This is a genomic window from Nonlabens xiamenensis (assembly GCF_003865345.1).
In the GTDB taxonomy this organism is placed as follows: Bacteria; Bacteroidota; Bacteroidia; order Flavobacteriales; family Flavobacteriaceae; genus Nonlabens; species Nonlabens xiamenensis.
Map to the genome: position 1 here is coordinate 103,530 of NZ_RMVE01000005.1, position 16,291 is coordinate 119,820.

5 protein-coding genes are annotated in these 16,291 nt (G+C 42.2%); all 5 read left to right on the forward strand.

Going from position 1 to position 16,291, the window contains the following annotated elements; genetic code table 11:
* The first annotated feature begins 235 nt into the window (after positions 1 to 235).
* The 5 genes from EGM47_RS13250 to EGM47_RS13270 all read left to right on the forward strand — a co-directional run bounded on the left by EGM47_RS13250 (position 236) and on the right by EGM47_RS13270 (position 16,242).
* Complete coding sequence (locus EGM47_RS13250; RefSeq protein ID WP_124981315.1) at positions 236 to 3,757, forward strand: methylmalonyl-CoA mutase family protein; 3,522 nt, start codon at positions 236 to 238, stop codon at positions 3,755 to 3,757.
* 281 nt (positions 3,758 to 4,038) lie between these two features.
* Positions 4,039 to 6,534, forward strand: coding sequence for a T9SS type A sorting domain-containing protein (locus EGM47_RS13255; protein WP_124981316.1), 2,496 nt, complete (start codon positions 4,039 to 4,041; stop codon positions 6,532 to 6,534).
* Positions 6,535 to 6,855: 321 nt separating this feature from the next.
* A complete protein-coding gene (locus EGM47_RS13260) occupies positions 6,856 to 10,014 on the forward strand; it encodes a BspA family leucine-rich repeat surface protein (protein WP_124981317.1) in 3,159 nt (1,052 codons plus the stop codon).
* A 280-nt stretch (positions 10,015 to 10,294) separates the two neighbouring features.
* Positions 10,295 to 11,047 carry a hypothetical protein gene (locus EGM47_RS13265; protein ID WP_124981318.1) on the forward strand — a complete coding sequence of 251 codons (753 nt, stop codon included), beginning with the start codon at positions 10,295 to 10,297 and terminating at the stop codon, positions 11,045 to 11,047.
* A 200-nt stretch (positions 11,048 to 11,247) separates the two neighbouring features.
* A complete protein-coding gene (locus EGM47_RS13270; protein WP_124981319.1) occupies positions 11,248 to 16,242 on the forward strand; it encodes a translocation/assembly module TamB domain-containing protein in 4,995 nt (1,664 codons plus the stop codon).
* Positions 16,243 to 16,291: the final 49 nt, after the last annotated feature.

The following is a 16,291-nucleotide window of genomic DNA, read 5'->3' on the forward strand; positions in this document are numbered from 1 at the left end:
TTTCTGTTGATTTTTGGTATTGAGATTAATTTTCCTCTTTGGCGTTATTCTCTACGTTCTCTATCAAATTTTACTGCAGGTTGACAGAACTTCAAAATAATCTTGATCCATGCTTTAAACGGATTTCTGCGTTCAGGAATAAGTCTGCCCACATCGGGCTTAAAAGTTTGTTGGCATTGATGTGGTTCCGCTATCGATTTCGTAATTTTGCACCACTTAAAATGTAGAAGAAATAATGCAGGACCAAACACCTTATCAACCCAAGCATAAAGTTCGAATAGTTACCGCCGCCAGTTTATTTGACGGGCATGATGCCGCGATCAATATCATGAGACGTATCATTCAGTCTACGGGTTGCGAAGTCATCCACTTGGGACACGATCGCAGTGTAGAGGAAGTGGTCAATACGGCTATCCAAGAAGATGCCAATGGAATTGCCATGACTTCTTACCAGGGCGGTCATACGGAGTATTTTAAATACATGTATGACCTCTTGCAGGAAAAAGGTGCGGGCCATATTAAAATCTTCGGTGGTGGAGGTGGTGTAATTCTTCCCTCAGAAATTAAGGAATTGATGGATTATGGGATCACCCGTATTTACAGTCCTGATGACGGTCGTGAGATGGGGTTACAAGGCATGATCAATGACCTGGTCCAACAATGTGATCAGGAAGTACCCGCTTTCGCGAAAGCGCAACTCAACGGCGAACTCCTAGAAAATCATGTGCCTACCATCGCTAGACTGATTTCCCTGGCTGAAAACAGACATGAGGACTTTGAAAAACATTTTGCTGAGGCCGATAAAACCGAGCATCAAGCACCTGTATTGGGCATCACAGGTACAGGTGGTGCGGGAAAATCTTCATTGGTGGACGAACTTATTCGTCGTTTCCTGATCGATTTCCCTGATAAAAATATTGGCGTTATCTCTGTGGATCCTTCTAAGCGCAAAACAGGTGGTGCTTTGCTGGGTGACCGTATACGTATGAATGCAATCAACAACTCAAGGGTTTACATGCGATCGCTGGCAACCAGACAATCTAACCTGGCCTTGTCCAAGCACGTGCAGGAAGCGGTGGATGTACTCAAGGCAGCAGATTATGATTTGATCATTCTGGAGACCAGTGGTATTGGACAAAGTGATACAGAAATACTGGAGCACAGCGATGTGTCGCTATATGTGATGACACCAGAATTTGGCGCTGCTACACAATTGGAAAAAATCGATATGCTTGATTTTGCCAATGTAGTAGCCATCAATAAATTTGATAAAAGGGGAGCACTGGACGCCTTGAGGGATGTCAAAAAACAATACCAGCGCAACCACAACCTTTGGGAGGCAGATCCTGAAAGCCTTCCCGTATACGGCACCATCGCCAGCCAGTTCAATGATCCTGGTATGAATGCGCTTTACACGGTCCTAATGCAGGAAATAACAGATAAAACTGGTGTTGATCTCTCTGCCAGAAACGCATTGAATACTTCACAAAGTGAAAAGATATTTGTCATTCCGCCATCCAGGACCCGTTACTTGAGTGAGATTGCTGAAAACAATCGTGCTTATGACGCTTCCGCGAAAGCGCAATCCGAAACTGCTCAGAAACTCTACGGGATTTTTAAGTCTATTGAAACCATAGTACAAGAGCATGCTACTACAACTCAATCCGAGCTAAGCTTATCAAAAACAGGGTTGGATACAGATCAAATTACCGCCTATTTTGACCAGCTACCTTCTACCGAAGAGGCAGAAACAGACCGTAAATTGGTCGAGTTACTGCTGGATAAATTTGATAAGGTCAAGATGGATCTGGACCCTTATAATTGGGAAGTCATTACGGGATGGGAGGAAAAAGTCAATAAATATAAACAACCTGTTTATGAATTTCAGGTGCGTGACAAAGTCATCAAGATCGATACCCACACCGAGAGTCTTTCACACCAACAAATACCAAAGGTGGCGCTGCCTAAATACAAGGCTTGGGGAGATATTTTGAATTGGTGTTTGCAAGAAAACGTACCAGGAGAATTTCCCTACACCGCAGGCTTATACCCATTTAAACGCCAAGGCGAGGACCCTACGCGTATGTTTGCCGGAGAGGGTGGCCCGGAAAGGACCAATAAACGTTTCCACTATGTTAGCTTAGGGATGCCGGCCAAGAGGTTGAGTACGGCTTTTGACAGCGTGACCCTCTATGGGAATGACCCAGGTTTGCGACCTGATATCTACGGAAAAATCGGGAATGCAGGTGTAAGTATCTGTTGTTTGGACGATGCCAAAAAGCTCTATTCAGGATTTGATCTTTCTCACCCGGCAACGTCGGTATCCATGACGATCAATGGACCTGCCCCAATGTTGTTAGGCTTTTTTATGAATGCAGCGATCGATCAGAATTGTGAGCGTTATATCAAAGAACACGGATTGACTTCCAAGGTAGAGGAGAAGCTTAAGGAGATTTATGATGACCAGGGATTGGAACGTCCATTTTACCTCAATGCTGATGGTCAGAAAGTGTATTCCCAACATGGTACTGTGGACAGTAATTTACTGCCTGAAGGTAATGACGGACTTGGGCTTTTACTGTTAGGGTTAACCGGTGACCAGATTTTGGATGCAGGCACCTATCAACGCATTAAGAATGAAACCTTAAGCCAAGTTCGAGGAACCGTTCAGGCTGACATTCTCAAAGAAGACCAGGCCCAAAACACCTGTATTTTCAGTACGGAGTTTGCGCTGAGGTTGATGGGAGATGTCCAGGAATATTTTATTCAACAAAAGGTGCGCAACTTTTATAGTGTCTCCATTTCTGGATATCATATCGCTGAAGCTGGAGCCAATCCGATCACGCAGTTGGCGTTCACATTGGCCAATGGTTTTACATACGTCGAATACTATCTGAGTCGTGGTATGGACATTAACTTGTTTGGTCCTAACCTGAGTTTCTTTTTCTCTAATGGAATTGATCCAGAATATGCTGTGATAGGACGGGTAGCCAGAAAGATATGGTCCAAGGCGCTGAGAAATAAATACGGTGCCAACCCACGGGCGCAAATGCTCAAGTACCATATACAAACCAGTGGTCGATCCCTGCACGCACAGGAAATAGACTTTAATGACATCCGTACAACCCTTCAGGCGTTGTATGCGATTTATGACAACTGTAACTCGCTTCATACCAATGCCTACGATGAAGCCATTACTACACCGACAGAAGAAAGTGTACGTCGTGCTATGGCGATCCAATTGATCATTAACAAGGAGTTAGGTTTGGCTAAGAATGAGAATCCAATCCAAGGTTCTTTTATCATTGAAGAACTCACGGATTTGGTAGAGCAAGCTGTGTTAGAAGAATTTGATCGAATTACTGAACGCGGTGGTGTGTTGGGAGCCATGGAAACCATGTACCAGCGCAGTAAGATACAGGAGGAGTCCATGCACTACGAGATGTTGAAACACACGGGAGAATTCCCGATTATTGGAGTGAATACCTTCTTGAGTTCTAAAGGGAGTCCAACAGTCCTTCCAGCTGAGGTGATACGTGCGACAGAAGCTGAAAAGCAAACACAGATCCAAACAAAGAAAAATGTTCATCAAGCTTTCGCGGAAAGCAGTGCTGAAAAAATTCGCGATATTCAAAAATCGGCGGTAGAGCAGGAAAATATGTTTGAGCAGTTGATGGAAGCCACCAAGGTTTGCACACTAGGACAGATCACTGAAGCCCTGTTTGAAGTTGGAGGTCAATATAGACGTAATATGTAATAGAGAATCGCGAGCTTGTCTAGTGTGTGAATCGCTTTCTGCAACGCGCCAGCGTTGGCGGATCTATTTTTTTGCTTTAAAAAAAGGTAGATGAGCATCAAGATGATGCCAGTTGTATGATCAGCTTTTTTACTGTCTAGTCATTTTTTCTTCAAGCCGCTGGATAGATCCCATTGAAGCGTAGTATTCATTCGTTGTTCAATATTAAATAAAGGTTATGTTTAGTAGGGTGGTTAAGCCGAATCCGATTGATTGAAGTATATTGCCTAAAATCCAACCCAATGAAAACCAAAGGCATAATAATGATGGCTCTGTGCTTTTACGTCAGTACAGTTTTAGCACAAAATGAATATAATACATGGTATTTCGGTGAAAATGCGGTCATCGATTTTAATTCAGGGTCACCTGTCTCTCTTGCTTCAAGTCAAATGCAAAGTTTGGAATCCTGTGGTTCCATTAGTGACGAGCTCGGTAATCTGAAATTTTATACGGACGGGAGAACCCTTTGGAACAGAAACGGACAGGTCACGCCCAGTGGGACTAACCTAAATGGGAATACTTCTGCGGCACAACTATTGTTATTACAAGACCCTACCACGCCTTATTTATATTATCTTTTTACAAGCACTTCACAAAATGGATTGAGCTATTCAGTCATAGACGAAAGATTAGATAACGGCAATGGCGATATAATCTTTGGGCGTAAAAATGTTCCGATCAACTCTAATATAAGAACTGAAAAAGTTCATGGTTTCATTTCAAATGGGAATACATGGATTGTGACTATGGCCAATGGTATTTTTTATGCCTACCCTGTGAATTCAGGGATAGTTTTTCCTACACTAGGTACTGTCTCAGATTTGTCTAGTACTGTTATCGGTACTATTACTGATTTCAGAGGTAGCCTAAAAATTTCACCCGATGGAAATAAGGTAGGTATTACCTCGATAGGGAGTAACCAAGGTGCCTTTGTGCTGGATTTTGATTCGACCACTGGTCAAGTTTCTAATCCTATACAATTGACCAACCCGTTTAATGGATATACTCGCAATTATGGTGTCGAATTTTCACCAAATTCAAGATTTCTATATATAGATAGCGGTATTCAAGACACAGCAAACGGATGTGGAACATTAAATACTAAGAAGATTTTGCAGTACGACTTGAACGGTACTGGGAATTGGTTTGATAATCCTGTGGATATCAGTGGTGACTTGCCGGCTATGGCCAGAGGCGCGCTACAATTAGCGCCAGACGGTAAGATTTATGTCGCCAAAAGCTGTCAACCTTCATTAGGAGTTATTGAAAACCCCAATGCAGCTGGAATTGCCGCATCTTATAATAACAACGCTGTAAACTTAGTTGGAAACGCAATATGTCGGGAAGGATTACCTAATAACATATACAGAGGCCTATTGACCACCAACAACAGAATTACAGGTACTGTTCAATTGGATCTTAATGCAGACGGTTGTCAAACAACAGATCCGATATTTCCTCATTTAAGAATAAATGCCCAATCCAATCTAGGTGATTATACTCAATCGTCTAATCAATCAGGTATTTATATGATCAACGTGGCAAATGATAATTATTTAGTGGAACCACAATTTGAGATTCCTGGGTATTGGAATGTTAGTCCCACCAGCGCAAGTGTGGATTTTTCAACACAAACAAGTCCGGTACAAGTGAATTTTTGCATGACGCCTAATGGTGTTTTCGAGGATCTGGAGGTATTAATTACTCCCATCAATCAACCCAGACCAGGTTTTACCGCTGATTATAAAATTGTGGTGAAGAATAAGGGAAATCAATTGGCTGATGGGAACCTCACGGTTAACTTTCAAGAAGATTTTATGAGTTTGACAAGCTCCATGCCGACGGCCAACAATTCACCCAGCAATGAGCTCAACTGGTCATTTACAGGATTGGAGCCTTTAGCAGAAGAAGAATATTATTTTTCCATGCAACTGAATACCCCTACCCAGACCAACTTTCCTTTAAATGCTGGTGATATTTTAAATTTCACAGCCGACCTAACTGGTAGCGGTTCAGATCAAACTCCAGCAAATAATAGTATGCTTTTGAAGCAAAACGTTGTCAATAGCTATGATCCCAACGATAAAATTTGTCTGCAAGGTAGTCAGATAGAGCCTGGAATGGTAGGAGAATACGTTCATTACATGATACGATTCGAAAATTTAGGCACAGCTAGCGCTGTTAACGTAATGGTGAGGGATGTGATCGACCTGAACAAATTTGATCTTTCTACCCTTGTACCGCTGGGAGGGAGCCATGAGCATAGTGTTAGAATCCGGGACACCAACCTGGTCGAATTTATCCACGAAAACATCAATTTAGGCTTTAGCAATGCAGATAATGATGGCTATGTCTTGTTTAAAATTAAAACGCTACCTTCTTTAATTGAAGGAGATATTTTTGAAAATTCTGCCAGCATTTATTTTGATTATAATTTCCCTATAGACACAAACATCCATCGGGTAGATGTGATGCGTACAGCGAGCCTACTTGATTTATCAAATATTGATCTACAACTATATCCCAATCCAGCACAAGATCGTGTGTTTATCCAATCAGATCAAATCATCTCTCATGTTGAGCTACACGATTCAAAAGGGCGTAAAATATTTATCCAAAAAGCATCCATTCAAAGCAATCAAGCCCTTCTTGATGTAAATGCTTACGCTCCGGGTATTTATTTTGTCAGTATTGATACAGCTAAAGGCAGCAAAACCATTAAAATGATCAAAAATTAGTGGTATAGCGCTTTCGGGGAAGCGATAATTTTTCCATGGCAAAAGCCATTTAGCACGAGTGTAAAAAGCTGTACACCTCCTTTTGGAATTCAGAAAATAGTCATCAAAGTCAACTTACAGCTGCAAGTATAGAGTTGACTTGATCACTCTATTGAACGAGTATGTATCTTACATGAACGATTATACGATTTCTGCAAAAGCATGACTTTTTTTTGTATTTGGGTAGCTTTTTAGGTTTACAAAACTGATAAATGTTTACTTTTATCATTCCCTCCATTTTTTGACAAGTCCATTTAATCAGCATCCCTAACTCTGTTTACCGTGACCATTATTTCTTTGTTAAAAACTCTTCATGGTAGGAATTTTTCAAGATTATTTTCTTGCATCATTCTTGGTCTGTTTGGTTTTCATTTGTATGCCAACGCTCCAACTCCAGACGCATGTGAATTAAAAATTGTGCATGAGTCATCTTCACTTCAGATGGGGACCACTCCCTTTATCACTACCTGGAAGACGGACAATCCAGGAGCGAGCAACAACAACCAGATTGAAATTCCCACCGCACCTGCTGCATACGCTTACACCGTAGATTGGGGTGACGGAACACCACCTACCACGCATTTTGGCAATGCTTTGCATACATATGCCGCACCAGGAACCTATACGGTGAGTATCACTGGATTATTCCCCAGAATACAAATGTCCAGAAGTATGGATAAAGAAAAACTTATCAGTATTGATCAATGGGGCAACAATCCCTGGACCAATATGCGAGGAGCCTTTACCAACTGTACTAATTTGGTGTATAACGCTACCGACCTCCCGGATTTATCCAACGTTCTTGAAACAGCTTTAATGTTTTCAGGCATTCAGGGTTTCAACACCTCCATTGCAGGATGGGATACGAGTAACGTGGAAGACATGGAATTCATGTTCAGCAATATCGCCTCCTTTAATGAAGATTTAAGTGCCTGGAATGTCTCCAATGTAGATAATATGCGCGCGATGTTTCAGGGAGCCAGTGCCTTCAATCAAAATATTGGGAATTGGGATGTTTCTCAAGTCCTTAACATGTCTAATATGTTTGACTCTGTTGCCGCTTTCAATCAAGATATCGGTGCTTGGAATACTGGCAATGTGGTGCAATTCCAGCGTATGTTTGCTTCGGCCGCTTCATTTAATCAAGATATCGGCAATTGGGATACCAGTAGCGCCACTCAAATGAATTCCATGTTCGACGGCGCAAGCAGCTTTAACCAAGATTTGGACGCATGGGTGCTGGACAATGTTACCAATCTCGGACTTATGTTTTCGGCAGCCACTGCCTTTAACGGGAGGATCGGAAATTGGAATACAAGCCTGGTACAGGACATGAGCGGGATGTTTCAAGATGCCCCCAACTTTAATCGATCTATAGGTAATTGGGACACGGGAAACGTGACCGATTTTACTTTTATGTTCAATAGAGCATCTGCTTTTAACCAGGATATTGGGGGTTGGAATACGTCCAACGCTACTGATATGTTAGGAATGTTTAACAATGCTGTAGCCTTTAACCAAGACATCGGCCGTTGGGATGTGGGGAATGTAACCACGATGAACACCATGTTTAGGCTAGCCACCTCTTTTGATCAGGACCTTGGTGGCTGGAATGTTTCCAATGTGACAGAAATGAACGGTATGTTTGGAGGTGTAACACTTTCTGTCTTCAACTACGACTCCATCTTAATCAATTGGAACATGCTGAGCTTGCAGCCTAATGTCACTTTTAGCGGCGGATTGAGCCAATATTGTCAAGGAGGATCTGCTAGGGACAATATGATGCTAAACGATGGATGGAGTATAAGCGATAGAGGTTCGCTGGCACCCATGCTCACCCCAATGAATGATATTACGACATGTGATTCCTATACATTGCCAACGCTAGGAACCAATAACAATTATTATACAGGTCCAGGCGGGAGCGGCACACTGCTCAACGCAGGAGACCTGATTACTAATTCGCAAACCTTATATATCTATGCTGTCAACGGAATAGCTCCTAGTACATGCAGCGATGAGACTTCTTTTGATATTACTATTCTCAACGCCACAGCTGATGACTTGGCCGATGTGACTGCCTGCAATGAGTACATTTTACCTGCTTTAAATGCCAATAACAATTATTTTACAGGGCCAGGAGGAACCGGGACAGGCTTGTCTCCAGGTGATATAATTAACTCCGATCAGACCATTTATACCTATGTTGAGCTCAGTAATGCAGGTGTCACTTGTACTGACGAGCAATCATTTGTGGTAAGTATTCAAAACCCGATAGCTGATGTACTGCCAGATGTCACTGATTGTGATTCATTTGTACTTCCTGCCTTAAGTGCCAATAGTAATTATTTTACGGGTCCCAATGCTTCAGGTACGCCACTAAGTAGCGGTTCTGTGATCAATACTACCCAAACCATTTATATCAGAAGTGAAGTGGGTGTATCTCCTGACATTTGTGCAGATGAAAGCGCATTTACCATCACCATTTTAAATGCGGTAGCCGATAATCTCACCGACGTGGTGAGCTGCAGAGCATACACATTACCAGCCTTAAGCACCAATAATAATTATTATACCGGTCCAGGGGGTAGTGGTACTACACTAGCGCCTGGAGATGTAATCACTGCCGACCAAACCATCTACATCTACATCGAACAATCAAATGCCGGTGTTGCATGTACAGATGAACAATCGTTTTTGATAAGCATTGAAGATCCAGTGGCCGATGTGCTCCCTGACGTGACCGAATGCGGTTCATTTGTTTTACCAAGTCTCAGTGCCAATAACGATTACTACACAGGCCCAGATGCTACCGGGACGCGTCTCAATGCAGGAGATGTCATTGATAGCTCTCAGGATCTCTACATTTATACGGCATCCAGAAATACGACAACCACATGCTTTGATCAAAGTGTTTTCAGCATCAGTATTTTTGATTTGCCATTGGTTCCAATGCTTGAGGATGTGGAAGAGTGTCAGGAATTTTTACTTTCAGGACTGAGCAATGGTAATTATTTTACCCAATCCAACGGGCAGGGGCAGCAACTCATACCAGGCGATATTATCAGCACGACACAAACTGTATTTATCTATGCCAACAATGGCCAATGTGATAATGAGCGCTCGTTTACGATTAGGATTGACCCAGGGATTTGTGATACAAGTTTGGCCAACTTAAAATTCCCTACCTATTTTTCACCGAATCAAGATGGATACCATGACCATTGGTTGATCAGCACGCTTAATGGTGATCCAGTGACAGGTGAAGTAGCTATTTTTGACCGTTACGGGAAATTGTTAGCTCGGTATAGGGTAGCTGAAACTTTGGGGTGGGACGGCACTTTTAATGGTAATCCCTTGCCTTCTTCAGACTATTGGTATCGTTATGAAGATAAAGTAAACAATCAAGTGGCCACGGGACATTTTTCTTTGATCCGCTAGCATATAAACAAGATTCTTATTGCAGTGGCTGCGCTTTCGCGAAAGCGATACCTCTCTATTATTCACCGTTTAGCCAAAGGATTTATTCATTTTGCCCAAATGCATATGCTTGACCCATATGACACTTTGCCAGACTAGGGGATAAGACCAGCCATAGGAATCTAGCGCAAAGCTTTTCGTTAGTTGTATATACATTAATTAGCAAATGTTAATGTAAATTTAACAACTGCCCTCGGGTTTTGGCTCGTATGTTGTTAAACATAAGTGAAGAAATTACCACATGAGATTTAAGTTATTCTACCTATTAGTCATTTTGATGAGTTTTACTGCTGTTGCTCAAATTGGAGTCAACACGGATGATCCTGCTTCCTCTTCCATCTTGGATATCAGTGCTGAGAATAAGGGAGTTCTTTTTCCGCGCATGGATTTAGGAGACTTGGCTACTGCCGCTCCCGTCAATAATCCAGCGATCGGACTTCTGGTTTGGAATACTGATGCAGCCAGCGGTGGCGCAAACCAAGGTTTTTATTATTGGAACAACGCTTGGGTTTCTTTAAGAGAGAATAGGGGCGCTAACACTGGAAGCACAGTCCAACCCAGTTACGGACAATTGACTTTAAATGCAGATTTAACTACCAACCTGCAGCAATATACATTTACGAGTATCGATGCTCCTTCCTCTGGTTTTGCCTCTGCTGATCTCTTGTTGAATGATGGCAATCAATTTTCCTTCCGTCCGACCATTTCTGGTGTCTATCGGGTAAGTTTTACTATCACTTACAAAAAGTCAGGGAACAATGGCGCAGAAAACATCCAATTTTACATATTTAAGAACAATAATGCTATTTCTGATGCCAAGGTCACGGTACCTTTGACTAAGGTGACCAATTCTGTCAGCTTTTCAAAGTTCATCAAACTGGATGCCTACCAATATTATGGCTTGGGAATATCTGCCAGCAACCAGTCTCCTCTAAATTTACCCATTACGATATTAAGCAATCAGACCCAAATCAATATTGAGCGGGTAGAATAATTCGCCTATTATTTTGTCATCTTGGCCCAACTTGTTTCTTAACAGAAATTTACCTACTCAAATGGTACTTTGTGCTGGATGTTTCGTCAATTTGTATCAGTGGGTGAAAAAATTCCTACTTACGAATTTTGACCGATAATAACAAGCAAGCTTCAAAACGAAAACCTCGATATCGATGGCTCCGCAGAATCGCAAAAGTGATGTTGGGCCTTTTGGTTTTTCTGGTACTTCTGGTATTGTTTATACGCAGTCCCTGGGGACAGGGAATTATTGTCGATGAATTGGTATCCTATGTGAAGGACAAAACAGGAACCGAGATTGAAATAGATCGACTTTTTGTCACTTTTGATGGTAACGTTCAACTGGAAGGCCTTTATTTAGAAGACCTGGCCGGTGATACTTTGGTCTACTCAAAACGCCTGGAAGCCAGCATACCATTTAAGACCTTGCTTTCTACAGGAGAAATTGATCTTCAGGAAATTGACTGGGAAGGTTTGACCGCACGTGTGCATCGTAAAGACAGTATCCAAGGTTTTAATTATCAATTTCTAGTAGATGCCTTTGCGACTGCACCGGATACCACAAATCAGGAGCCTTTTCAATTATCACTCGGAACAGTCCAATTGACGGATTTTGACGTGTCTTTTAGGGATGAGGTACAAGACCTTTATGCAGATGCCGTGTTTTCCAGTTTCACCCTCGAGATGAATGAGTTGGATCTCAATCAAATGATCATTGATATAGATGAGGTATCACTAAGTAATGCGGTGATCAATTATGAAAAGGATACGGTGACCGCTTTCGCGAAAGCGGAACCAGATCCCACTCCTGAGACGGATACCAGCATAGCCGAAGCCATTACCGACCAGGCTGACGACTCACCGCTTCCATTGATACGCGTGGGGAATATGTCTTTGGATGAGGTACGACTCAATTATAATTCTGAACCTGACCAGATTGTCGTGAATACCAATTTGCAACAATTGCGCATGTCTATGCCTAAGGCAGATTTGCAAAACAATATCATAGAGGCAACCTACCTGCATCTCAATAATTCCTACGTAGGCATTACTATGGAAATGCCTACTGCTACCGATACCGCAGATGACTCATCCGCTCCTGTGTTTGAGTGGCCAGATATGCAAGTGAATCTGGGCGAACTTCTATTTGAAAACAATTCATTTGACTACAGTGTCAATGGTGCACAACCTATAAAAGGCTACTTCAACCCTGAGGCGATAAGTTTGACTGGTCTTAATGTGATGGCCACCGATTACGTGATGGAAAACCAATCCATGCGGGTAGAACTGGCTCAATTACAAGGAGAGGAAATATCAGGTATTCGAGTTCGCCAGTTTTCTACAGATGCCCTATTTACTGACGATCAATTACGTTTAAATCAACTCAAGGCGCAGATCAATAACAGTAGTTTGCGTGGTAATATTCAAATATCTTATCAAGGGGTGAACCAGCTCATAGAAAATCCACAATCCATAGGGATTTCCACTACTATTCCGCAATTTAAGATTCAGCTCAATGATCTATTTGTTTTCCAACCTTCATTAAAAGAAAATCAATATCTCAACACTTTGAGTTCGCAACCCCTTCAAGGAAATTTAATCGCTTCTGGAAGTACCGAACGCTTAGGGGTAAATCAATTTGAATTGACCTGGGGCCAAGGTACCAAAATCACAGCCATCGGAGAATTAAGGGCACTGACAGATGTTGATCAACTGGGCTTTGACCTTCCCAATATTGAAATGACATCTACCAGGTCGGATATCGTGAATTTTGTGGATGAAGACCAATTGAGTATCGAACTCCCCCAAGAATTTAGGCTGGTGGGAAGTGTAGAAGGAAAGTTGGATGACCTCACAGGTAAAGCGCGACTTAACACCACTCAAGGAGATATCGGTATTCAGGGCACGTTTAAAAATCAGGAGCAGATCGCCTTTAATACTACTGTAACCACCTCTCAAGTTGACCTAGGGCAATTGTTACAGAACCCCTCTTTGGGTGTTATTGACGCTGAGATTGAGGCAAGTGGTTCAGGAAGTTCCATCAGTGATTTAGATGCGCAGATTGACGGTGTAGTCAATCAATTTTCCTATAATGGTTATGAAATAAAGGAACTACCTATTGAAGCCCAATTCAATAATGGCAATGGACAGCTTTCTTCCCGATATAAAGACGACAATCTTGATGCAGCACTGGAGGCAAAGATCCGATTGGACAGCATTAATACTTACGCAGATGCCCAGCTGGATGTAAAGGGTGTCAATCTTCAAGCATTTGGTATCAGTTCCAGGAACATACGAGCTGCAGGAGATTTGAATTTGATTTTCCAAGGCAATACTGATCGATATAATGTTACAGCTGAGGTTAAAGATGGGATAAGTGTCTATGATAATCAGTCTTATTTATTGGGCGACGTAGATATCAAGGCCTATGTACAACCTGATTCAACATCAGTAGACCTGCGCAACAAGATGCTGGATTTGGACTTGAGATCAAACATTGAACCTGTTCAGCTGGCCAGCGCATTGCAACGACATGTCAATAGTTATCTATCAGATAAAGCGAGAAGGGACAGTACACGGTCGGTGCGCATGAAGATCCATGGTAACTTGCGTCCGGCACCGATCTTGAGGGATGTCATACTCCCCAATCTGGTCTCTTTGGACACGATGAGACTGGCAGTTGATTTTGATGAAAAACAAAGAAAACTGAATGCGGATATTATTGCCCCATACATCAAGTACGGCGAGAGCGAACTGGACAGTCTGGTGATACGCTCAAGATCGGATGAGGAAAGTTTGAGGTTTGATATAGGCTTTAAACATCTGCTGGCCGGGCCACTGGATGTCAAACAGACCCAACTCGATGGCAAAGTGGCAGAAAACCAACTCTTTTTGGATTTTAATTCCTATGATGATGGTGAACGCTTAATTCATTTTGGAAGTACGTTGTCCAGACGCAGCAGAACAGCTTCAGGTGAGCAAGTCGGTCTCGACAATCCAGCGCCTATTGAAGACTTGATTTTTAAACTTTCTGTGGACGATCTGATTTTGAATAAAAAGGTATGGACCGTCCCAGAAAGTAATGAAATGGCCTATGGAGAAGACCGTATCCTATTCCGGGATTTTATCTTGAGCCATAAAGATCAGTCGGTTGAACTGCGCACCGATTTACCGAATGTACCCAAGGATCATCTCGCGCTATTACTGAACGATTTCAAATTACAGGCCTTGCTCAGTTATTTTAACCCAGATGAAAAATTGGCTACTGGAACTGTCAATGGCGAATTTATTCTTGAAGGAGTGATGGATAAATTAGGTTTTGAAGCAGATGTTCAAATCAATGACCTACATGTGATGCAAGTGCCATTGGGTAAGCTGAATCTCGACGCCAATTTATTGAACAACGATAAGTACAACATGAATCTCAAACTTCAAGGTGAAAATACAGACCTTAGTTTGGCGGGTACCTATCAAGCAGATGAAGTAGCTGCCCAACTTGATCTAGATTTAGACATTGAGAAATTAGGCATGGAGACCATTGCCGGACTTTCACAGGACTTTTTGAAGGAAGGCGCTGGGTATGTATCAGGGCATTTGGATGTCACGGGTACTAGTCTCGAACCTCAATATGATGGATCGTTAAAATTCAACCAGGCAGAAATAAATGTGGCCATGCTTGATACTTCCTTTAAAATGGAAGACGAGGAAATTAAAGTTAATAATGAGGCAATATTGTTTGACGGTTTTGATATCTCAGATGTTAATAACAATCAGTTTAGCGTAACTGGTGAAGTTGGAACCAAGAGCTACCTCAATCCTACCTTTGACCTCCAGGTGAGGGCAGAGGATTTTATGGCGCTGGATTCTTCAGAAGAAGATAATGATTTGTATTACGGTAAGGCCGTCTTTGATGCAGAAGCCAAGATCACAGGCGACTTAAATATACCTGTGATTGATTTAACCCTAAAGGTGGAAGACGACACGGACTTTACTTATGTGATACCAACTACGCAACTGGATGTCGTCCAAAGAGATGGAATTGTTCAATTTGTAAATAAGGAGAACCCTGATGACATTCTTACCCAAACCGAGGAAGAGTCGGCTACGCTCGCTGGTTTTGATGTCACAGCGGCCCTTTCGATCGGAGAGGAAGCCAAAATCAATATCATTGTAGATCCAAAAACTGGCGATCAACTCCAGGTTTCTGGAACAGGCGATTTAAGGTATAAAATGTACCCTAACGGTAGGATGACCCTGACTGGGAGATATGAAATCAGCGATGGATTCTATGAGTTGAGTCTATATGAAGTGGTTTCCAGACGTTTTGATTTGGCCAAAGGAGGAAGTGTTACCTGGTCTGGAGATCCCTTTGATGCCAATCTTGATGTACGCGCTATATATACCGTGGAGACCAGTGCAAGCGCATTGATGGCAGCCCAAACTAGTGGTGCCGATGTTTCAGTTAAGAATAAATTTAGACAAGAATTACCCTTTTTGGTTTATCTGAATGTAGATGGCCAACTGATGCAGCCTGAAATTAGTTTCAAATTAGATCTTCCTGAAGATGAGCAGGGAGCTATTGGCGGTCAGGTTTACGGTAGGATTCAGCAATTGAATAATCAGGACCAGGAATTAAATAAGCAGGTTTTTTCCCTGTTGGTGCTCAACAGGTTTTACCCCACCAGCGGTGCAGATGGCAGTAATGGTGGTACCGCTACCATTGCCCGGGACAATCTTAACCAAGCTTTGAGTGATCAGTTGAATCAATTTGGCGGCCAATTATTTGGCAATACGGGGGTTGACCTCAATTTTGGTCTGGACAGTTATACAGATTATCAAGGGAGTAGCCCACAAAACCGTACCCAATTGGATGTCACTGCCAGTAAAAAACTATTGGACGATAGGTTGATTGTAAGTGTAGGTAATGAGGTAGATTTGGAGGGGAGCGCACCCGAAGGACAACAAACACCTATTATCGGAAATGTGAGCCTGGAATATCTCTTGACCCCCAAAGGTCAATGGCGATTAAAAGGTTTTAGACGCAATCAATATGATAATGTAATTGACGGTCAATTGATCGTGAGTGGGATTTCTGTGATTTTCACCAAAGAGTTCAACGAATTTGCCAATCTATTTAAAAAAACCGTAGCCGATGATAAAGCAAAATCCCGATAAATCAGATGATGACGATAAAGCAAATTACCCACATGATTTTTTAAGCCAG